The organism is Paenibacillus sp. 1781tsa1, from assembly GCF_024159265.1.
Classification (GTDB): domain Bacteria; phylum Bacillota; class Bacilli; order Paenibacillales; family Paenibacillaceae; genus Paenibacillus.
Genome location: NZ_JAMYWY010000001.1, coordinates 6,063,399 through 6,085,065, shown reverse-complemented (window position 1 = coordinate 6,085,065; position 21,667 = coordinate 6,063,399). Strand labels below are relative to the sequence as shown.

The window sequence follows — 21,667 nt, the reverse complement described above, 5'->3', positions numbered from 1 at the left end:
GTTCAAAAAGTTAACGATTCAGCACCGAGAAGGTTGTGAGAACCTGAAGGAGGAGGAGCGGAGTGTAGGCAAACCTACATGAGCACCGGACTCCGAAGGTGAACGCAAGATTCGATGTCGAGTTCGCTTCTTGGGCTGCTTCGTGATCAATTGGGGGCTTTTTGAACAACCTCTAATACTGCTGCGACATTCTGTGTCGTACCATGCCCTATATAATAACGGTGAACACACAAACCATATTGAAAAGAGGTTCACAACCATTGGCAAAAACCAAAAGAGGACGCGTCTTGTGGAGTCTTCCTTCCAGGGGCCGGGGAACATGCCCGGTATGTAGCAGTACCCGAATAAAATTGTTGTATACGCAAACAAAAACAGACGGTACAAGTCTGAAAGTATGCAAGAAATGCTCCAAAGCAGTGCAATCCAGAGTGGATAAGGCACACGTCTGACATATCAGGCCTGTTCTTCGGAACAGGCCATGTCTTTTGATATAATAAGTGAAATAGGATCGGAAAAGATCGGGGGCGGGAAGATGAGTAACATGCATCGGATTCACTGGTTTGACGAACAGATTCGGGGTGGACGTTTTCCGAATAGCAGCTGGCTTGCCCGTGAATTTGAAATCTCCCGTCGTCAGGCTCAGCGTGATATTGAATATATGGCAAGTTCCTTGCGAGCCCCTTTGGTGTATATGGCAAAATATCGGGGCTATTGTTATGAGGATCAGACTTTTCGATTGCCCCATTTGTATATGACAGAAGAAGAGCAACGTGTGTTGAAATATCTGGCGCATCGATATCGACATTACGATTATGATCAAGCAGACGCGGTGAAACGTGTAGCACATTTGCTGGAGCGTTTTACGTTGGAGGAACAACAGATGGGAAGTAGCGAGCTTCCGGTGTTTTCGGCGCAACCGAAGCAACTGCAATTCTTTGAATTATTGTCCCATGCCATAACTGACTTGCGCAGAGTACATATTCATTACAGGGATCATGATGGAGAACGGCAGTTTTCCTTGTGCCCATTAAAGATGATATCCCAGTTTAACGCCGATTACGTGGTGGGTTATGAAGCAGACCCAGTACAGCAAGTGGCCATTCGATTGGAGGGTGTTGTCCATGTATCAATATCGGATGAGAGATTTGAGTATAGATCAGACGCCTTGCTAGGTGGATGGGAAGAATCATTGCCTGTGCGAAAACCGTTTGTAGCTGAGATTCGTTTGAAGGAAGTGCAGCAAATGGGGATGTGGCAGGGGTATCGTATTCGGGCAAGCCACGATCGGATTTATTCGGTTGAATTTTATGACACGGACGCTTTCTTGCAGCATTTGTTTATTAGCGAATGGGAAGAGCTTTTGTCTCCTGGGTGGCTTAGACGCAAGCTTCAGCAAAGCGCAGAAGGGTTGATCCACAGGCTTGGAACATAGAGTGAGTCTGTAAACAGGCAACAAACGAGCAGATGCAGAGCAAGCTGCTGTTTCTCGTAAATACATCAGGCAAACCACCATGGAGAGGAGCTTTTTCTTTGGCTGAAGTCGTGTTAAATAACCTCATCATGAAGCGGGAGTCCAAATCATACGTGGATAGTCTGCATGCGATACTAACCCATACGGGCCAGTTTCAAGGTTCCAAATATGTACTTGCCGGATATACAGGCATGGCTTTCAAGCTGGCGGTGCATCGCCGGCTACTTCCCATGTCGGTTACAGCGTATGGACAATGGGGGGAAGCACATCGTCCCGGAGTTGATAACCTGGGGATATTTACGATCTGGGATGGGGGACGTACACGTCATTCCACGTTTGGTTATTACCAGCAGGATGCAGTGAATTGGGTGAGACGCAGTATTGATGAAGGCACTGGTGTGATCTACTGGATTCCTGAGTTCGGTGTTATTTCTGGATATGATGACCGTGACCGCATCTTTTATGTGCAAGACGGATGGAGCAAGGAACCGCAGATTTTGTTGTATGACAATTTCGGTTTAAACTTTACCGGATTTTGGTATTGTCAGGTATTTGGTGGTCAGGTCCGCATTTCTGAACAACAGATGCTGCTGGAATCCCTGCGACTGGCGATAGAGGATTGGGATATTCCCTATCGTCTGTTACCTGATCAGAATATTGCTTCAGGTAGAAAGGCATATGATGAGTGGGTGCTGGCTTTACGGAGTGGGGATTTTGATGAGTCGGGTGCGGGTTATATTTTGGAATCCTTCTGCCATTCGCGAACCGAAATAAGAATGTATCTGCAGGATGTTCGAGGGATATGGAACGAACTGGATCAGGCTTATACATGCTATGAACAGCTTGGGACGTTAATTGACCAAATGAAAGGATATATGGTTCAGCAGGAGAATAGACGTGTCTTGAGACCAGATATCACAGAAGATCTAGCACAGTTACTAGTGAAGGCGAAAGCACTGGAAGAGCAGGCTATTGATTATTTTCGATTGATATCAAGGAAGTATCCTGACCGTAAAAGGTCTACTATACCACGGTGGGGAGCACATTCAGCACGATAGGATGAGAGAGGAAGGGAGTGAAGGATGATGGCGACAAAAGTAGTATTGCAGGACTGGATCCGCTTCCCGCAAGCCCCAACCTCTGCTGATGCACACCTATCATGGAATGGTGTGGGTTCGTATACAGATGCGATGTACCGTATTTTATTGCACACACAGTGGATGGATTTCCCTCGCCACATGATTGCAGGTATGACGGCAAGTGCATTCCGATTAGTGGTGGATCGGCGTCTGACCGCAGAATCAATCTCGGCATACAACTGGATGGCAGAGAACTTTGTGGCGGCTGATTTTCTTGGCGTAACAACGGGACAACATGGTGGATTTTCATTTGAACCGACTTTTCCGCTCTATCAGAAGCAGGCCGTGCTGGACATCAAGGCGTCCATTGACCGGGGCGTAGGTGCGATTCTCTGGCATGATCAATTTGTCATTGCAGCCGGATATGATGATGCGGAGCAGGTGCTATTCATCTGTGAAAGTAAAGGCAATGAAATCATTCGTCTTTCTTATGATTCATTTGGCAGGAACAGTACGCCATACTGGTACTATCAGGTGCTGGAATCTCATGAATCGGTGGATCTATGGGAAGTTTGCAAGGAATCATTAATTCAGGCCGTATACAAATGGGAAACCCATGACTACATGCTGCCCTCCCAGGATTATGCCTGTGGAGCGGCTGCGTATACGGTTATGGCTGCTACTTTGCAGGCTGGAGCATATGATAAAGAACAAGCGGCGACTGTACTGCGCTATTATGCCAGATCAAGACTGGACATTGCTTCTTATGTTGCAGGGCTGGCGTACCTATCAGATCGGATGGTTTATGTCATGCATGAGTATGCATTGCTCGCAGAACTGTATTCGCGGATTGTTGATGTAGTTAATGATTCGATCTCATGGAATACGAAGGAACCGAAATGTATGCAAAACGTGATTGAGCTTATCCGAAAGGCAGGAGTGACCGAACAACGTGCCATTGATGCCATTAAACGTGCCTTTCCAGAGACGATACACAATCGCTTTGATGACGTAGGTTTAAGATGAATGAAGCATGATAGCTAACATATTGAAAAGCTCAGCTGAATAAAACCGGAGAGGCGACAGCCGATCCGGTTTATTTGATTTGAACAGATGTGTAACATCAGTTCATGTGAACCCCGCCATAATAAATTTCACAAGAAAAAATAACCAAAATTTTAATTTTGGGGTAATCCAAACCCCCTATTGTTCCGAATATTATATTAGATGGTCTTTTTTGGATGATGATATTCAAGGATAACAGGGGGCGGGAGTATGGTACATAATCCGGAAACCATTCAGGAATGTATCGAACATGCACGGCAAAGGCTCTACCAGATTGCTGATCAATATGCGGAACTGTGGCATCCGGAGGTTATTCGCCAATCCATGGTGCTGGATGAATTAATTAATGAATATAACAACGCTATTCGCGGCAGAAAAATCCCAAAACAACTGAAATAATGAGCTTATGGAATGCACTTATAGAACGAAGAAGAATCCCATAACGGGATTCCGTGTTTGCCTTACTCTTTTACCGCCCCGAGCACAATTCCCTTTACGAAGAAACGCTGCAAGAACGGGTACACGAGCAGAATCGGCAGAGCGCCAATAAAGATTTGAGCCGCATTCACCGTACGTTGAGACATGTTCTGGAGCTGTGTGGCATCCACGTTCATGTTGGAGAAATCCTGCTGTACGATTATGGTCTGCATTAACGTGGCGAGTGGGTATTTGGAAGCATCATTCATATAGATCAGCCCGTCGAACCAGGAATTCCACTGACCTACCATCGTGAATAAAGAGATCGTCGCAATCGCTGGCATGGATACAGGCAGATAAATTTTGAACAGGGTCGTGATATGATTGGCCCCATCAATAAATGCAGCTTCTTCCAGCTCTTTCGGTACGTTGCGGAAAAAGTTCATCATCAGAATCAGGTTCCAAACAGCGACCGCTCCTGGCAAAATCAGTGCCCACATCGTATTAATCAGTCCAAGCTTCTGAATCAAAATATAGGACGGAATCAATCCCCCGCTGAACAGCATCGTGAAGATGAAAAACCATGCATATAACGAGCGCCCCTTGAAGTGCAGACTTTCCTTGGATAACGGATAAGCCGTCAGGAAGACAAGTGTCATACTGAGCAGTGTGCCAAGAACCGTACGCTGGACTGAAATCCAGAGTGCACTGAGAAAGTTACTGTTACCAAATGTTTTGGTGTACGCGTCCACCGTAAAATCAATCGGCCAAAGTGTCACCAGATTGGCGGATGCTGCCGCCTTACCACTGAAGGAAACCGCCAGAATATGGACCAGCGGCAGGATGCACAGGATGGAGACGGCCGCGATGAATATCAGGTTGAAACCATTGAATATACGGTACCCGGTTGTTTTGTGATACACCTTGATTCCTCCTTAATGCATTATGCTAACCCTTTTAGAAAATACGATAATTGGCGATTTTGTACGCCATCCGGTACGCAGAGATGACCAGGAACATCGCGACAAATGATTTGAATAGTCCAACAGCGGTCGCAAAGCTCATTTTGCCATTCAGAATTCCCATCCGGTAGACAAAGGTATCGATAATATCGCCTTTCTCATACACCAGTGGATTGTACAGGTTAAAGATCTGGTCAAAGCCTGCATTCAGAATATTGCCCAGCGATAACGTACCTACCACGATAATCATCGGTACGAGCGCAGGCAGGGTAATGTGTAATGTCTGTCTGAGTCGTGTTGCTCCATCTACCTCAGAAGCCTCATACAATGCGGGGTTAATGCCCGCAAGTGCTGCCAGAAATACAATTGTGCCGAATCCAAATTCCTTCCATACATCACTGACAACCACCGTTACACGGAACCAGTCGCCATCCCCCAGAAAGAAAATCGGTTCAACACCGGCCGCCGCTAACACCTGGTTTACCAGTCCACCTTCTGGTGATAACATATCGAGCAGAATGCCGCCCAGGACAACCCAGGACAGGAAATGGGGCAGATACACCAAGGTCTGTGAGAAACGTTTGAATGTGGAGTTCCGAACCTCATTCAGTAAAATGGCGAACACCACAGGGGCGATAAGTCCGGCCACAATTTTCATTGAAGCGATCAGTACCGTGTTCCAGATGACCTGAACGCTGTCGGGATATTCGAACATGAACCGGAAGTTGTCCCAGCCCACCCATTTGGAGCCAGTGAACCCCAGCCACGGTTTAAAATCCTGAAAAGCAATAATAATGCCGCCCATGGGCACATAGGCGAACAGCAATGTGAGCAGTACAGCAGGCAGCAGCATCAGATGCAGCGGCCACGTACGTTTGAAATTCCAGCGGGTACGTTTGCGTGGATGGGGTGTCATTTTTCGCACCGGCGTATGGGTTGTTAACGGTTGTTCGATAGCCATCAGGGTCCCTCCTTTATCTCGTCCAACCCTGGCAACATGAGGCGAGAAAGCCTCTGCACAGAGTGGAGCAACTGAATTATAGCAACGGAAAAGGGCTGACTATAGAACAACATTTCAATGCGGATGTTGAAATATTAACTTGTTGATGAAAACAGCAAAAAAGAGCATCCGACTCGAAAGTCCAATGCTCCTGTCATCAGGTCAGCTCCTGTTGTCCGTCATCTAAATACTTGTTAAGCTGAACGTCCCTATATCATTTCACAATCGAGCCATCATACTGCGCATCAACGGTACGAACCGCTGACTGCACCTCGGCCACTAGACGTTCCCTTTCTTCATAGAGGGGGGCCTCTTCTTCCTCAAAATCAAACTGAATCCCACGAACGCTGCCAGGTGGCAACGTTAATCCCTGAAGCTGTAACTCAAACAGGAACGAAACATCAAAAGCCATGCCATCCATGTCCCGATAACAGTACAAGCTGGAGATATCTTCTTCTTCAATATGCAAAATGCCTTGTTCTGTCAGTTGCATCACAGAGCCCCCTCACGAAATGTTGATTTCACTCCCAGTATAAGGGGATTTCAGATCACAGGAAAGCGTGCGAATATAAAATCAACTAGAAATGTAAGGGTTTTCAATATAAAATAGGACTTCGGTATAGAAGGACTTCAAATTCAGGGACAGGGTGAAACGATGAAATTCACAGTATTTGCGAAGACGGTCATTCTCTTAATCTGCCTGCTTGTACCCATTCTGCTGCTCTATACGTACGCGAACCAGGCAAATGTGGACATGGTCGTTGAAGAGAAACAACAGTCGAGTCTGAACCAGTTCAATTATTTCAGTTCCCAGGTGGATAAAAATATCGAGCAGCTCTCGCTGTATGGCCTGACGTTGCTGCGAGATCCGAGTATCCTGCACTACCGTTACATGACGGACTCCACCAGCCAATATGAGAAAAACAGCATTTATCTGGATATTCTCGACAAATTATCGTTGTACCAATCCACCAGCCGTTGGAAGAACGATATTACGATTGTGCTGCCACAAGCGGAACTTGTGTTGTCCACTATGTCCAGCCGGACGGTCTACGATGAGAAGATGTTGACGTTCCCGCAACCTGGCCAATGGCAGCTGGAGAAGGGGAGTTTCACCTACTTTTTCACGGATAACTACGAGTGGAATGAAAAACCGGTGAACACAGGCGTGCGAACGGTGATGGAGATTAATTTTGACCCGATGAACGTGGTTGCCATGTTGGATGATTTCAAAGAAACGCAGGGCGGAGATCCTTTCTTGCTCGTACCGGGTAATGATCCGTTGCTGAACCGTACGGCGGACCCCGAACTGGTCGAAGCGATCATGCGTGATATCCCCTTTAACGGACCGGAGAGAGAAGGTAATCATCAATTGGAGGTGGGCGGTAAACAATATCTGGTCAGTTACGTGCACTCCAAACAACTGCAAGCAGTATACGTGAACCCGGTGGTGTTGGATGATTTGCTAACCCCGATGGACAAGAGCCGAAATATGTTTATTACCTCCATTCTGCTATTGCTTGTGCTGAGTATCGGGGCTGCATTGCTTTTGTATCGAAAAGTTCAGGTGCCCATTCATCGCTTGATGAGAGGGCTGCAACAGATTCGCAAAGGTCAGTTGTCCACGCGGATTCCAGTCGATCACTCCCGTGACGAATTCGCGTATCTGACCCAGAGCTTCAACCATATGGCGGAGCAGATTCAGGAATTGATCGAGAAGGTATACGAGGAACGTATCCGCTCACGGGAAGCCACACTGAAACATCTGCAATCACAGATCAATCCGCATTTCCTGTACAACTGCCTGTTTTATATCAAAAATATGACCCAGCTTGGCAACCGAGAAGCGGTTATTGCCATGTCGCTAAGTCTGGGAGATTACTATCGCTACATTACGCGTGGCGAGAATGACATGACAACAGTGGAGGAAGAGATCCGGCTGCTGGATCATTATCTGTCCATCCAGCAGATGCGGACCAACCGGCTGACCTACGAGATCGCCGTACCGCAGCAATTGATGCAGCTTCATATTCCGCGACTGCTCATTCAGCCCATTGTAGAAAATGCGGTGATCCACGGCATTGAGCCGATGGAAGGCAGTGGGCATGTCGTCGTAACGGGGATGGCGGTACCCGAACATATTGAGGGACGGAAATATACAAGATATAGCCTGTTTGTAGACAATGACGGTGTCACGCTGACAGCGGAAGAGATTGCGGAATTGGAACGGGAGATTAATGAACCGATGGGCGAAGAGATTGGAACGGGTACATGGAATGTACACCAGCGTCTCATTACGCGATATGGGCTGTCGTCCGGCCTTCATTTTGGAGCGATTCCCTATGGTGGACTTAGTGTAGAAATTCGATGGTTTGAGGAGGAACAACCGCATGATGAATCTGATGGTCGTGGATGATGAACATTCCGCAGTAGAGTCAATCGCTGTCTCCATACCGTGGAGAGAACACGGGATTGGCCAGGTATTCAAAGCTTATTCAGTCAAAGAGGCACTGGAACATATGGCAGCACATCAGGTCCATATTATTATCACGGATATCCGCATGCCGGGTCTGTCCGGTCTGGATCTGGTCAGTCACATTCGGCAGAAGTGGGAACAGACCAAATGTATTATTTTATCGGGGCATGCTTCCTTCGATTATGCGAAGCAGGCGCTCAAACATGGGACAGTCAGTTATCTGCTCAAACCGGTCAGGGATGAGGAACTGATCGAATCCGTGCAGCAGGCCGCCGTGCAGATTCGCCTGGAGGGTGAGAAACAAATGCTTCATCAGCGGGCCATGTATTCAGTGAGGGAACATCTGCCGGAGAAGCGGGCGGAGCTGATGAAGGATGTACTGTTAGGGCATAAATTTGCGAATGACGAACTTGTAGGCAAGCTGGAGCAACTGGAGATCGGGTTCCGTCCACAGGATAAAATGCAACTGCTGCTCATCCGGTATGATGACCATCAACCTACACATAAAGCGTTTCGACTGATGAAATACGCCATCTCAAATGTGGTGGAAGAGATCTACGGGAGTACTTATCATCTCTGTCATACGGATGACGCTTATGATGATCTGGTCTTTATGGCTAGTCCCAAACAAACCCAATCCGAACCGGAAATGCTAATGGGACGACTTGGAGAGCGGTTGATCCACAGTGTAAGGCAGTATCTGAACGCCACCATTTCCCTGTCCGTTAGTCGTATGGGACGTTTCCCTGATCAGGTGCCCCAGCTATATCATCAAGCCGTGAGTGCACTTCGCAAGCAGGCAGAGGCGGGCAAAGGCTTGCACTTGAATGCGGCGGCAGGAACCAGTGGGGCCACGTTGAAGTCACTAGCTGCACTGTATGAACCGCCGGGACTAACGACATTAATGGAAGCGGGGCGCATGGAGGATGCACACCGCAAGATTGATCAGATCTTTGCCGAACTGTCGAACAGCGTGTTCCCGGAGCATGTGTATGTGGCCTTTCATTATCTGGCGGCAGCATTCTCAACGATGGCTCATCGGGAAGGAAGACAGTTAACCGAAGTGCTTGGCGAGCAGTACCAGCAGTTGCTCAAGGATGGTTATGGCATCTCACTGCGTAGTCTGGAAACGTGGACTCGGTCTGTGATGCAGCAGTGGGAAGAGAGCACGAGCGATGCGGGACAGGATGCCGGATCAACGCTGATTCGGCAGGTGCAGCAATGGATTGACCATCATCTGGGCGAGGATTTATCGTTGCAGGTCATTGCCGGAGAGGTGCATCTGCACCCGGTATATCTGTCGAAAATGTATAAACAATCCACAGGGGAAGGCATTAGTGATTACATTATCCGTTCCAGAATGGAACGTGCGGTTCATTTGCTCAAGCATACGGCGATGAAGATCTATGAAGTCGGTCAGGAAGTGGGATACAACAACACCCCTTATTTCATTCAGGTGTTCCGCAAACATTATGGACTGACCCCGCAGGATTTTCGGAACGGTTAACAAATCGATATGAACATTGAAATTGTGATATATGTTTGCCTCCCCGGCTGCACTATTCTTTTCATGTAAGGTGCATTTGGCATCAATTCAATCAGCGGCTTGCATCAGCAAAATAAGGATCGATATGGTGTTGTTCGTCCATATTTTGTACCCGTGAGCGGTTGAAATCGAATGATGGCAAATGCAGAGGTGCATTTGGCACATAAGGGTATCCAAGTTACCTGAGGAGGGGTTAGTTCATGTATAGAAAAATGATGACGGCATTACTCGCAATAACGATGGTTGCTGTAACGGCATGCAGTTCGGGGGCCAAGGAAGAACCGGCCAAGGAAGCTGCTGCACCACTTGCTCTGCAAGACGGGAAGTATGAACCTGCGGTACAGATGAGTTATCTGCGGGCCTGGAATGATGATACGAAGTTCAAGAATGGGGAAACGGCACAGAACAATGTGCATTCGAAATGGGCCAAGGAACGACTCGGCATCGATCTGACTACACCGTGGGCTGTATCGGTAACGAATGATGCATTTTACACGAAATTGCGCCTGTCCCTGTCGGCTAACGAAGAACTGCCGGATATTGTATCCATTCGGGGGGACTACAATCTGGTGCGGGAATTAATTGAGTCCGGCAAGTTTGCCAATGCAGGTGAGTTGTTTGACAAGTATGCTTCGGACACCTGGAAACAGGCATCTGAATCGGCACCGGAAGAATGGTATCCGTACATGTATGAGGGCGAGCGTTACGGCATTCCAATCTTCGATTATGCCTACAATGGCGATTCGGTCATGTTTATCCGGGAGGACTGGCTGAAGAAGCTGGGACTGGAAGAACCGAAAACGATCGATGAACTGGTTACGGTCATGGATGCTTTTACAAATCAGGACCCCGATGGGAACGGCAAGAACGATACGTATGGTCTGACCGTGGGCATGAAGAATGCACTTAATACCTGGATGACGGAATCCGGCTGGATCTTCGGCATGTACAACACGATGCCTGGACAGTGGAATGATGCCGGAGACGGAACACTGCAATATGGTTCCATTCAGCCAGGTGTGAAGGAAGGCCTTGCGACGATGAAGGATTGGTTGTCCAAAGGTTACCTGCCCAAAGAAGCTGGCGTTTATGACGAGATCAAGGCAGCAGAACTGTTCACCGCAGGTAAAGCAGGCATTATCGTGGGACCACACTGGATGCCGAACTGGCCGATTGATGATGTGAAGAAAAATGTGGATGGTGCCACGTACAAAGCCATTGCATTACCTACAGGGCCAACAGGTGAGAGCCACCAACATGGATCTGGTGCAAGTAACGGCGTTGTGCTGATTAACAAAGATATGGCGAACCCGGAGATTTTCTTCACTTATCAGAATTATCTGTTCGACAATTTTGCCAACCCGGAAGTGGGCAGCGAGTTCGAGCATGGATTTGCGCAAGGATATGACTATGACATCGTGGATGGCAAAGTCGTTGGTGAAGCTGAGGTGAAGGACGGCGTATCACCACTCAAATATACGATTACGTATGATGGTGCACGGATTCCGAATCTGATGATGGATACGCTGGCGGAACTTGCGAAGGGCAAAGAGCCGGAGACGCCTTTTGAGAAAAATACGAAGATTGCGAACAAACCTGAAGTATTTGCGGCCGCTGAAGTGGTCGTTGCGAATAAAGATAATGCGATCAAGAACAAGTTCACGGGAGCTCCAACCGAGACGATGAAAATGAAGAAGGACGCGATCGACAAGCTGGAGAAGGATACGTTCAGCAAGATCATCTATGGTCAGGTGGGCATTGAGGAATTTGATGCGTTTGTGACAAAGTGGAAATCCATGGGCGGCGATGATATTACCGCCGAAGTGAACGAGTGGTATAAGACAGTCAATTAAACAAAAAAAGCAGGGTAGAACTGATGAATTCATCAGTCTAACCTGCTTTTTTTGTGTCTCAGATATATTATGACTCGCAGCGGACAAAAGTAACGTTTTTGCCTAAAATCACGTTATCCACCTTCCATCCGGCATTTAACCAGGATAGTGCCTGTGTATGATTCATGGCATTATTGACCCACCATTGCTCGCGATTATACGCTGTAGGGGGGAACGTAAATCCGAGAATTTCCTCAAGCTCTGCATATGTAAGGGTGATTGAAACCTGATTCAAATAGTTTTCCAAGGGGAAGTATTTGCTGTAGCTCATTTCGTCTGACCTCCTGAAAAGGAATACAATGATTATACAACGTGGGGATGATGATAGCGAGGGCATACCGAGAGCCTACATAGATGTGAAAGGCATCTGTAGATCTCTTTGACTAGGGCGTGTCTTAAATACCACTTATGGGCATCTTTCACCACCTTTTCTCCCCCTGCTGCCTTATTGTTCCCGGTGTACTTGAGAGAGTAAAATAATAGGTAGTATACGAACATCAATACGTATTTATAACATAGATGCCCCGGATTGATCCGGGATTCATAGAGGTTCAAGTGTGGTTGGTGAACATCATTAGATGCATGGGAAGGCAGGAGATTAGATGAGTACACTTTATGACCAGGCAATGGAAGAGATGATGACGACAATTCATGAATGGTTTGATGAACAGGAACAGCGGGATGACTTGGAAAATGTTACGAAGCGAACTACGCTGCAAATAGGCATCTTCAATGATATTTTGCTGGATTATAGACCTGGACGGACTACATTAGACAGTGTGGATCTGGGTTTGGATGATGGTCTGAAATCGAAGCAGGCAGGAGCCTTTACCGAGGAACAGGTTCGTAATGAGATTGGACCTAAGCTTGTAGAGGTTGTTCAGGGAAGACTGGACAAGCTGGCCGATTCCCCGTTGATTGACTATCGATTTACCTTCCGTGGTAAATTCCCTACAACAGAAGGAAAGCTGCAACTGACTTTGCTGGAATATATCAATGAAGAGAAAAAGCAGCAGTTGCTTGAGCGTATTCATACATACATTGATCAGAAGCTGGAGAACGGTGCATATCCAACAAAGCCGTTGGAATCCTTCTTTTTGACGCGTCATCTGCTTGACCCTACACTGTTTCCTGAGCTGGATGTAGCATGGATCCTCAGGCAGTATGACCGGATTCAAGAGTTGAATCAGGGTCGCCCGGAGGCACTTGCCGAGCATCGTGGTGATATTACTCGTGCGTTGAAGGCATGGGCGGAGAGTCAGTTCTTGCCACAATATTATGATGTGCAGTCTTCTGCATATCGTACCAATGAATATTCGCTTAAGCCAGGAGCGACGTTGGAATGGGATGTTGAATCACAGACAGATCAATCGTCGGATAAGAAGCAGAAGGCGCAAGTACCCGGGACTCAACCCATAGATCTGCTGTTATACGCGGCAGTGATGATTTTACGATTTGAGCCGAATTATAGCAAAGCCCAAGGTCAGACTTATCTGGAACTCGCGAAGCAACTCGGCAGCAGACGTGCGGCACTGATGATGACGGAAGGTAGCGGGACGTATGCGAAAGAGGATATTCATGTGAAAACGGAAGAAGTGGAATGCAAAGCAAATGATGTTTTTGCTCTGATAACCATTCTCATTCGGAAGGAAGAGGTGAGTGCCTATCAGCAGGCACTTACCTTTATCACGCATTTATTGAAACAGGGCTTTCCGAAAAGTTATAAGATCAAGCTCAAGTCCAGCGTAAAACAGTATTTGCCGATCAAAGGACTCGCGAAGTCGGATACACACCGATTCTTTGCCAATGCACTGGAGTACTCGGAGTTGCACCTACTCCTGGAAGAGTATGCGCGTGAGGCTATCCAGGAGTTTGAGTTTTATGAGGATACCGAGGGCGAGAAAAGCTGTATGCCAGGCAGTTATGCAACCTTTGGGCTGGGGCTCGTGGATGAGCGGTATTTCCCGCTGGTTGAATATTACATGGGCGAAGTGGATGATGAGCATCAGTTAATTCAGGATAAGTTCATTGCGGCATTTGTGGAACAACAGGGTGTAACAGCACAATCCATACCTGCGTTAGTCGCCAGCTTGCGTCGTTCGACCGACAGTCTGAAGCTGAAGATTCAGACTGAGCTGGAGAATGATGAAATATTCGAACTGTTGGTTAGGCAGATTCAAGGACTTGAGCATTACGAAGTGGAACGTGTACTTTACCCGATCTTCGGCAAGATGGAAAAGCTTGCAACGCTGGCTCGCAAAGCGGAGGGAAGACGGAAGGAATTACTGCTAAAACTGTTGCAGGCCGCAGGGAAATAGAATGCAAACAAGGCAAGTCAGATTGTGCTGTGCCAGCCAGTAAAGCATTTTAGAGAAGTGGAAGTATATAAGTAAAGGTGGGGAGAGTTATGGAAGCATTAAAACGAGACATGTGGCAGGGGTTGAATGCTCAGGACAAAGAGGCCTGGATGCGTAAGCTTGTTCGTCAATTACCGGAAGGTATGGTATATGAGGGTCTCGAGACATTTGAACGATTTGGTCAGCGAATCGAGACAGGAGTGTTTAGGCATGAGGAGGAGAGGTTTGTATTTGTACCTGGGGACCGCATAACCCTCGGCTGGGATCGTTGGCAGCATGGTATGAACGAAGAAACCTCAGCCGACCTGCATGAAACGGTCACTGAGTATGGTGTAGAGGACGTGGATTCGTTTCTGGCGAGTCAGATGTCACCTGTGAGAGAAGTTACTATTGCGCCGATGCTTGTGGAATGTGAACTGATCTCGCTTGGATGGATTGAAGTATCGGAGGAGGAAGCATTCGCACAGGAAGACCCAGATTTCCCTGCGGCACTGGAGCAGTTTAAGCAATCGGATATACGTGAATATGAATTGCACCAACAATTCCGTCTGATTCGCCAAAGTGAAGATGCAGTGCGAATCCTGTGGTTTAACGAAGGAATAGAGCTGGAAGACGTTGTGAGAGAGGAAGCAGCGGCGGGCTTTGGTTTGCTGACTGAAGATGAATGGGAGTATATCTATGGTGGCGGTTGTCGCACGTTATTTCCCTGGGGGGACAGCTTCGACTACACGATGAAACTGAGGCATTTTGGAAGTCTGGAAGGCATGGATGAAATTGTGGATGGATCGGCAGAGACGGCTTCTTCACGAGTTGAAGAAAAGGATGATCATTCTTATGATTTGGAAATGCCGAATTTCTTTGGCATAAAGTTTGCTGGTGATCCCTACAAATATGAGCTTACGCTCGATTCGGCCGGGGATGTGATGCCCAAGGGCGGAGACGGCGGGAGTCTGATATGTGGTGGTACAGGGCCGCTGGTTGGCTTCTTGCCTGCTGCTGCGGTGTATTATCGAGACGTTAATGCTAGTGAACTCGACTGGGAGGATTTGATGGATGCGATGTACTATCGCAGGGTTGTTCGGTTGCCGGAAGTGGCACTGTAATTATGACGAAACCTATCTATCAAGGAAGCTATTATGGCGAACAATAAACGTTCAAAACCGTATGAAGGTTCACCTTATGTTATCTATGCAGTAGATGGTATTCGGCTGAGTGCAGGTATACTTGTCCTGTTTTTTCTTAACGTATTTCTGCTTATTCCCCTGTTCAGTGTCCCGTTCCAATCGCTGTATGCGTATATTCTCGTGCCACCGCTAGCCTTTATGAATATATGGGCGATTGCCCTGATTGTTGCCCCACGCAGACTCCAACTGAATTATGTACTGTTCCGAGGCGTATTTGGCATCGTTTGTTCTGTGGGATTTATGGTAACTATACAGAAGTTTGCCTACGGGACACTTGGTCTGTCGACACCTTGGTACGCCATTGGATCATTTGCGGTATATGGTTTTGCCTTATTCCAATACGTGAAGTTTCGTTTGCGTAGGTTGCAGCAGCCTCCTCAGCGTAGAAAAGGGGATAAGAGCACGGGTGTGCCTGTTGCCACATTAACGATGATTACGGGCGGAACATATCTTCTGGCCAATATTTCACTGGCCTTTGTTACACAGCAGACTGTGGCTGTTGTGCTAATGTGTATATACATTATGCTGGCTTTTGTCGTGTTTCACTTTATCATGGACTTGCATCGGTATTACTGGCTTCGCCAGGTCATGAATAAGGCAGAGGTCTTTGAAGCAGAGCTTGAGAATACGTAATACACATCAAATCAGCCCCAACTCATAGAGCGGGACCGAAATGATGTGTGTTTTTATTTTCTATTCCGATGATAAGAATCGTGCATCGATTATTTCACTTTTTGTACAGATACCGCCATTTGCTCCAGCTGAGTGTGAGTCAATTGGTTATTCGGTGAGCTGATGGTTACATAACGATCATCCAGTTTGAACGTGAGCATATCCGTTTGGTCTGGTGTATACCATTTGGCTGATATGCCATTAGGCAGTTTGACCGTTTTGCCATCATAGCTGAACGAGTAGTCTTTAGGAGATACCGTGATATTCATGCGATTAAAAACAAAGTTTACACCATCGCCGCCTGCACCTACGCTTTTGAACGTGTCTCCAGCAACCATATGTTGTGGGGCATAAGCTGTTGTGAACCCGTCAAACTTCGCAAATGCTTTGCGAATGTTATCCAATTGTTGCTTGCTATAGTTCACATCAGCGAATGCGGTGATCCCTTGATCGTTGTTGCCAGTTACCTTTTGAACAGAGACCGCGACTTGTTGCAACTGAGCTTGACTCAACTTATGATCCGGCGAGCTAAGGGTAACATAGCGATCATCCAGTTGGAACGTGAGCATGCCCGTTTGGTCTGGTGTGTACCATTTGGCCATCACGCCATTGGACAGTTTCACGTCTTTGCTCGTATAACCGTCTGAATAATCTCTTGGAGACACATCCACTTTCATATGGTTGAAAACAAAGCTTACGCCGTCGCCACCCGCACCTACACTTTTGAACGTGTCACCTGCAATCATCTGCTGAGGGGCATAAGCTGTCTCGAACCCATCGAATTGTGCAAAAGCCTTTTGAATTGCCTCTTTCTGTGTTGCGCTATACGTTACATTCGTCAATGCAGATGGATTACTTGTCGCTTGGCCAATAATGACCTGACCTTTTTTGCCGTCATAGGATACAGGCACATGAAGCGCATCGGCAAGGGCACGTACAGGCAGATAAGTAGAGTTGTTATAGGTAATTGGAGCGAGTTTGTTGCCATTGCCATCGGTTGGTGAGTAAGCCGCTCCATCGACATTGAAGCTGATTCCATGGTTAAGGTATGCAGAGATTTTCTCAAGCTGCGTTCCGGCAAATACGCCCGTTGCTCCTGTTAATGTCATGCCCAGTACCATCATCGTTGCTACGGATTTCTTCATGTTTTTTTTCATCATATATCTCTCCTTCAAGTTGGGGGTTGGTTTTGTTTAATGGGCTCGCTGTCCCTTATGGCTTTATATTAAACCCCGAACATATCCAGAATAATTCTGAATTATCTCCAACTTGTAAACATGTGTATAGAGACAGGAGACTAGCATCTGTCTGTTGAATAGATCGCTTAGGATCAGGAAACGAGGTGAAGGCATGACAATTTTTCATTACGTGGCAGTTCATTATGATATAGGGAATATTGTAGGATTTAATGCCATAGAACACGGTAATAGTTCTAAAGCGATGTTAATTGAGGCTACACAAGGTAAGTTCGTTTTACGTAAACTGAGGAACGAACAACAGGCGTGGATTGAGTATGAAATGGTTCAGGCATTGGCATCGGTAAACATTTCACCATCCATGATACAGACAAAATACAAGATTCCGTATATTACATATAATAATGAGTTTTATAATTTGCAGATATACATAGAGGATTTGCTTCCGCGTTCCCAAAGTGAAATTGACTTTGTCCGGTTAGGTCAGGTGATCGGTCTTTTTCATCGTACGACGAATCATCTTAAGGTTGCTGGTATGGAAGATCGTTTCGAGTTATCTCAATTATGGGGTGAGGTTTCCAATGTAGTGTTAGCTTCGTCATCTGAACAAGTTCGTACGTTAGCCCAGCTTACAGAGGAGTGTCTGGAATTTCGCAAGACGAACCATTCAGTCATTCATGGGGATCTAGGCATGTGGAACTTGTTGTTTACAAAAGAGTCCATCTACATTATTGATTTCGGTGAAGTAAGAATGGATGATCATCATTTTGATCTGGCAGCTGTACTGACTTCTACAATTCCCGCATCAACACATAGGCAAGAACTTGGAAAGATTATGGCTGACTTTGAAGAGGGTTATGTGCAGGAGAATGCTAATTTTAACAGGAGGCAGCTATACGATCAGTTACAAGTATGGATGTTACGCGGATTTTTGGCAGTAATCAGGGAGAGGGGAGATGGCCCCTCAACCATTGGATATGTAGAACGAAAACTTAAGCTGCTAGGCATGTTTGAACGTATTCTTTGCCGAATCGAAACATTTTAGTTGAAAAGATAGAGGACTAGTCCGCCAAAACCAAGTACAATTGCACCAACGTATACATAGGAAAGTTTACTGAGGTTTTGCTTTGTGCGGCGATCATATTCGGGGTTGCTGGTCTGATTGGCTTTGGAATTTCCGATAATCAGGGTAGCAATACCTCCAAATAGGGCGATTCCTACAATTAAAACATAAGGCAACCAGGTCATGAATGAACCTCCTTCGCGAATAAGTTGATATGTCTTTATTGTACTTCAAGATAACCTTTGATGTAAGCTATAGTTGAGAAATAAAGGGAAATGAAGTAATTGTCTTACAGTACGTAGGTAGTCATTGATCAGAAAGATCACTATAATTTTATTATTTTTTAATTCAAAAAAACCTTGATACAACAGGCATTCGCAGCTTTCTTCACTGAAGGCTGCGTTTTTTTTTGCCCACAGAGTGATCCAGATTAGTGAACCCTGCGTTACACCCTATGAAGACGACGACGAGGAAAGAAATTATACACAAAACATAATCGAGGAGTGAACACGTAATGAAAATGAAAATGAAGAAGTTTATCGCACCAGTACTTAGCTTGACACTGTTGATGCCGGGGATCGCTGGAGCAGCTTCCGCCCCACAGACACCAATGACAATGATGAAAGCATCCGTAAACACACCTGCGGCTGACTTGAGAGCAAACCTGGACCACCTGCTGTCCGAGCACTTTGCACTCGCAGTAACGGCAATGGCAAAAGCATATGACGGAGCAAAAGATGCAGATGCAGCCTACAAAGCACTCGACCAGAATGCACTGGATATGCAACCAGCGATTGCTTCCCTATATGGTGAGGCAGGTGCCAAAGAATTCGAACGCATCTTCCGCGCTCATAACAAATACACCGATGATCTGGTGAAAGCAACCAAAATGAGCAACCAGGCTGGGATCAAACAAGCACAGGCAAACATCAACGGTTTCGTGGATGAGTTCTCCACGTTCCTGAGCACAGCTACCGAAGGCAAATTGCCAAAAGCAGCAGCCAAACAGGCGCTGAAAGTACATGAAGATCTCGTGCAAAAAGTTTTTGATGAGTATGTAGCTGGAGATTACGCTGATGCATACAAGGCTTATCGTGAAGGTTTCAAAGAAATGTTCGACGTAAGTAAGGCACTTTCCACAGCAATTACTACACAAATGCCTGAGAAATTCCAAAATACCAAAGCGGATACCAAAGCAGCTGATCTGAGATCTGCACTCAACCACCTGGCTTCCGAACACTTTGCGCTTTCGGCTCTGCAAATGCAAGAGGAGTTCGATGGACGTACAGCCGCTTCCAACGCACTGATTACAGCTGAAGCTGGAAACACAGCTGACTTCAAAGCAGCGATTGCTTCCGTTTACGGTAACGATGGTGCCAATGCTTTCGAGAAAATTTGGGTTACCAATCACGTTAATGCGCAAAGCGACTATGTAAAAGCCGTGAAAAACAACGATGCTGCGGCTCGTGCAGCAGTAGAGAAACGTATTGACGGATTTACAACAGAATTCGCTACATTCCTGGATTCGGCAACAGCTGGCAATCTGCCAAAAGCAGCAGGACAACAAGCACTGACAACACATGAAAATCAAGTGCAAAACGTATTGAATCAATATGCAGCAGGCAACTATGATGCTTCTTACACAACCAATCGTGAAGGCTTTAAAGTGATGTTTGGTGTAGGTCAAGCCTTGGGTAACGCGATTGTGACTCAATTTAACGACAAATTCCAAGAGCCAGCAACACCTGCACCAGCGCCAGAAATGACAACGGTGTGGATGCAACTGAACAGCAAAATGCTGAAAATTAACGACAAAACAACCAACATGGACACCACACCAGTGCTCTGGAAAAACACAACTTACATTCCACTGCGTTTCTTAAGTGAAGGTATTGGTGCAACAGTGAAATGGGACAAAAAAGCACAACAAGTAACGGTAATGGCTGGCGATGATACCCTTGAATTCTGGGTGAACAACAACGTTATGGAAGTGAACGGCGTGAAGAAAAACGTGGGTGCTACGGTATTTGTCAACAAAGATGGACGTACGCAAGTACCTCTGCGTTTCATTGCTGAACTTCTGAACTGGGACGTGAAATGGGCACAAAAAGATGGTTCCATTACGCTGACTAAATCCATGTAATAGGTAGATTTAAATAAGATGAAACCATAAAGAGCTGCCCCATACGGCAGCTTTTTTTGGTTTCACCCAAAAGTTCAAATATTTGGTATAATCATCGGGTAATGACCTACATAACAGCTGGGATAGCCGATGGAGTCTAGAATGAGGTATGATAATTTGGTATAAGCAAAATGAAGAGGGGGACAGAGGAATGAGTACATCATCAAAATCGGAGCGTCCAGCGAGAAATGTGGATACCCGGTTATTTGTTGCTTGGGCCGTTTCCGTTATTGCAACAGGGGGGAGTCTCTATTTCAGTGAGATCAAGGGATATCTACCATGTGATCTGTGCTGGTATCAGCGTATATTCATGTATCCACTAACCATCTTGCTGGGCATTGCTTACTTCAAGGATGACGTGGGCATCACGAAATACGTACTCCCACTTAGTTTTGTCGGGGGCGGCATTTCGTTATATCACGTAACGATCCAGCGTATTTTCTCGGCTACAGGCAACGCCGTTGCATGCGGCAAGGTTCCGTGTTATACCGATTATCTGAACTGGTTTGGTTTTATCACCATTCCACTACTCGCACTGATTGCCTTTATTATCATCATTGTGATGCTCTGGGGTATCGGCAAAACACCAAAATCTTCTTGATAAGAAAGGACAGATGGTGATGAGTGGACAAGCTCGTTGGTTCATGCCCTTCATTGTTCTGGTCCTCCTGACAGTGGGATGCTCCTATGAGGAACAGTCACAATCGGGTGAGATGCCAGAGATGATCAAAGTGAAACTTGTCGTTCCGGAGAAGGCTACTCTTCATAAACCAATACAGTTGCAGGTGAAGCTTACACAGGGAGATGCACCGTTAAGCCATGCCGACAATGTGCAATTTCAGGTCTGGAATGAGCTTGATGATCCGCCTTCTGTATCTCCGGAACAAGGTATGATGACAGCGGACGAACTGGAGAATCAGGGGGCTATTACTGCCAATGAGACAGAGGAAGGGCTGTATGAAATCCAGCATACCTTTGAAGAACCAGGCACGTATGTCGTACAGGTCCATGTTACGCACGGAGCAATGCATAGCATGCCCAGAGCAAGAATTGTAGCGGAATGAAGCAGCGGGCGGATACCCAGGGTTTGGATCAGGGTTAGCAA

At 46.5% G+C, this 21,667-nt stretch carries 21 protein-coding genes and 1 pseudogene; 16 read left to right on the top strand and 6 right to left on the bottom strand.

The annotated features are described in order from the left end of the window. The first annotated feature begins 260 nt into the window (after nucleotides 1-260). The 5 genes from NKT06_RS27420 to NKT06_RS27400 all read left to right on the top strand — a co-directional run bounded on the left by NKT06_RS27420 (nucleotide 261) and on the right by NKT06_RS27400 (nucleotide 4,014). Entirely contained in the window at nucleotides 261-449 is a 189-nt protein-coding gene (locus NKT06_RS27420) for a hypothetical protein (RefSeq protein ID WP_076253532.1), read from the top strand. An 83-nt stretch (nucleotides 450-532) separates the two neighbouring features. Next, a complete protein-coding gene (locus tag NKT06_RS27415) occupies nucleotides 533-1,432 on the top strand; it encodes a helix-turn-helix transcriptional regulator (RefSeq protein WP_253441059.1) in 900 nt (299 codons plus the stop codon). 98 nt (nucleotides 1,433-1,530) lie between these two features. Continuing rightward, the gene (locus NKT06_RS27410; protein ID WP_253441057.1) at nucleotides 1,531-2,529 is read left to right on the top strand and encodes a cysteine peptidase family C39 domain-containing protein; all 999 of its coding nucleotides are present in this window, start codon (nucleotides 1,531-1,533) and stop codon (nucleotides 2,527-2,529) included. 24 nt (nucleotides 2,530-2,553) lie between these two features. Continuing rightward, nucleotides 2,554-3,576, top strand: coding sequence for a hypothetical protein (locus NKT06_RS27405; protein WP_253441055.1), 1,023 nt, complete (start codon nucleotides 2,554-2,556; stop codon nucleotides 3,574-3,576). A 249-nt stretch (nucleotides 3,577-3,825) separates the two neighbouring features. Then, entirely contained in the window at nucleotides 3,826-4,014 is a 189-nt protein-coding gene (locus tag NKT06_RS27400; protein WP_253441053.1) for an aspartyl-phosphate phosphatase Spo0E family protein, read from the top strand. Between the two features lie 62 nt (nucleotides 4,015-4,076). Here the strand turns inward: NKT06_RS27400 and NKT06_RS27395 are convergent, their stop codons facing one another. The 3 genes from NKT06_RS27395 to NKT06_RS27385 all read right to left on the bottom strand — a co-directional run bounded on the left by NKT06_RS27395 (nucleotide 4,077) and on the right by NKT06_RS27385 (nucleotide 6,487). Beyond that, on the bottom strand, nucleotides 4,077-4,955 hold the full coding sequence (locus tag NKT06_RS27395) for a carbohydrate ABC transporter permease (RefSeq protein ID WP_017692164.1): 879 nt from the start codon (nucleotides 4,953-4,955) through the stop codon (nucleotides 4,077-4,079). Nucleotides 4,956-4,989: 34 nt separating this feature from the next. Beyond that, nucleotides 4,990-5,910 carry an ABC transporter permease gene (locus NKT06_RS27390; RefSeq protein WP_124118238.1) on the bottom strand — a complete coding sequence of 307 codons (921 nt, stop codon included), beginning with the start codon at nucleotides 5,908-5,910 and terminating at the stop codon, nucleotides 4,990-4,992. 298 nt (nucleotides 5,911-6,208) lie between these two features. Beyond that, the gene (locus NKT06_RS27385; protein ID WP_253441051.1) at nucleotides 6,209-6,487 is read right to left on the bottom strand and encodes a hypothetical protein; all 279 of its coding nucleotides are present in this window, start codon (nucleotides 6,485-6,487) and stop codon (nucleotides 6,209-6,211) included. A gap of 162 nt (nucleotides 6,488-6,649) precedes the next feature. Between NKT06_RS27385 and NKT06_RS27380 the strand changes: the two genes are divergently transcribed. From NKT06_RS27380 to NKT06_RS27370, 4 genes and pseudogenes are all read left to right on the top strand, one after another. Next, the gene (locus NKT06_RS27380) at nucleotides 6,650-8,410 is read left to right on the top strand and encodes a sensor histidine kinase (RefSeq protein WP_253441049.1); all 1,761 of its coding nucleotides are present in this window, start codon (nucleotides 6,650-6,652) and stop codon (nucleotides 8,408-8,410) included. Beyond that, nucleotides 8,385-8,672, top strand: a pseudogene (locus NKT06_RS32040) (response regulator); the annotation flags it as partial. The gene NKT06_RS27380 and the pseudogene NKT06_RS32040, both read left to right, overlap by 26 nt. 447 nt (nucleotides 8,673-9,119) lie before the next feature. Continuing rightward, nucleotides 9,120-9,977, top strand: coding sequence for a helix-turn-helix transcriptional regulator (locus NKT06_RS32035; protein WP_483311637.1), 858 nt, complete (start codon nucleotides 9,120-9,122; stop codon nucleotides 9,975-9,977). 239 nt (nucleotides 9,978-10,216) lie between these two features. Further along, a complete protein-coding gene (locus NKT06_RS27370) occupies nucleotides 10,217-11,869 on the top strand; it encodes an extracellular solute-binding protein (RefSeq protein WP_253441045.1) in 1,653 nt (550 codons plus the stop codon). A 67-nt stretch (nucleotides 11,870-11,936) separates the two neighbouring features. Here the strand turns inward: NKT06_RS27370 and NKT06_RS27365 are convergent, their stop codons facing one another. Further along, nucleotides 11,937-12,179: a DUF7662 domain-containing protein gene (locus tag NKT06_RS27365; protein ID WP_253441043.1), complete on the bottom strand. Its 243-nt coding sequence runs from the start codon at nucleotides 12,177-12,179 to the stop codon at nucleotides 11,937-11,939. A gap of 331 nt (nucleotides 12,180-12,510) precedes the next feature. Between NKT06_RS27365 and NKT06_RS27360 the strand changes: the two genes are divergently transcribed. From NKT06_RS27360 to NKT06_RS27350, 3 genes are all read left to right on the top strand, one after another. Then, a complete protein-coding gene (locus tag NKT06_RS27360; RefSeq protein WP_253441041.1) occupies nucleotides 12,511-14,226 on the top strand; it encodes a DUF6138 family protein in 1,716 nt (571 codons plus the stop codon). 89 nt (nucleotides 14,227-14,315) lie between these two features. Continuing rightward, nucleotides 14,316-15,368: a hypothetical protein gene (locus NKT06_RS27355; protein WP_253441040.1), complete on the top strand. Its 1,053-nt coding sequence runs from the start codon at nucleotides 14,316-14,318 to the stop codon at nucleotides 15,366-15,368. Nucleotides 15,369-15,401: 33 nt separating this feature from the next. Next, the gene (locus tag NKT06_RS27350) at nucleotides 15,402-16,082 is read left to right on the top strand and encodes a hypothetical protein (RefSeq protein WP_253441039.1); all 681 of its coding nucleotides are present in this window, start codon (nucleotides 15,402-15,404) and stop codon (nucleotides 16,080-16,082) included. An 89-nt stretch (nucleotides 16,083-16,171) separates the two neighbouring features. Here NKT06_RS27350 and NKT06_RS27345 read toward each other — a convergent pair whose 3' ends face one another. Then, a complete protein-coding gene (locus NKT06_RS27345) occupies nucleotides 16,172-17,281 on the bottom strand; it encodes a stalk domain-containing protein (RefSeq protein ID WP_253441038.1) in 1,110 nt (369 codons plus the stop codon). 190 nt (nucleotides 17,282-17,471) lie between these two features. Between NKT06_RS27345 and NKT06_RS27340 the strand changes: the two genes are divergently transcribed. Continuing rightward, the gene (locus tag NKT06_RS27340; protein WP_253441037.1) at nucleotides 17,472-18,362 is read left to right on the top strand and encodes a phosphotransferase; all 891 of its coding nucleotides are present in this window, start codon (nucleotides 17,472-17,474) and stop codon (nucleotides 18,360-18,362) included. Here NKT06_RS27340 and NKT06_RS27335 read toward each other — a convergent pair. After that, complete coding sequence (locus NKT06_RS27335) at nucleotides 18,359-18,565, bottom strand: hypothetical protein (protein WP_091019193.1); 207 nt, start codon at nucleotides 18,563-18,565, stop codon at nucleotides 18,359-18,361. The two genes, NKT06_RS27340 and NKT06_RS27335, sit on opposite strands and share 4 nt — an antisense overlap. A gap of 335 nt (nucleotides 18,566-18,900) precedes the next feature. Here NKT06_RS27335 and NKT06_RS27330 point away from each other — a divergent pair, with 335 nt between their 5' ends. From NKT06_RS27330 to NKT06_RS27320, 3 genes are all read left to right on the top strand, one after another. Continuing rightward, nucleotides 18,901-20,523, top strand: a complete 1,623-nt coding sequence (locus tag NKT06_RS27330; RefSeq protein ID WP_253442846.1) for a copper amine oxidase N-terminal domain-containing protein — start codon at nucleotides 18,901-18,903, stop codon at nucleotides 20,521-20,523. Nucleotides 20,524-20,713: 190 nt separating this feature from the next. After that, on the top strand, nucleotides 20,714-21,163 hold the full coding sequence (locus NKT06_RS27325) for a disulfide oxidoreductase (RefSeq protein ID WP_124118173.1): 450 nt from the start codon (nucleotides 20,714-20,716) through the stop codon (nucleotides 21,161-21,163). A 19-nt stretch (nucleotides 21,164-21,182) separates the two neighbouring features. Then, the gene (locus NKT06_RS27320; RefSeq protein WP_253441036.1) at nucleotides 21,183-21,626 is read left to right on the top strand and encodes a FixH family protein; all 444 of its coding nucleotides are present in this window, start codon (nucleotides 21,183-21,185) and stop codon (nucleotides 21,624-21,626) included. Nucleotides 21,627-21,667 lie beyond the last annotated feature (41 nt).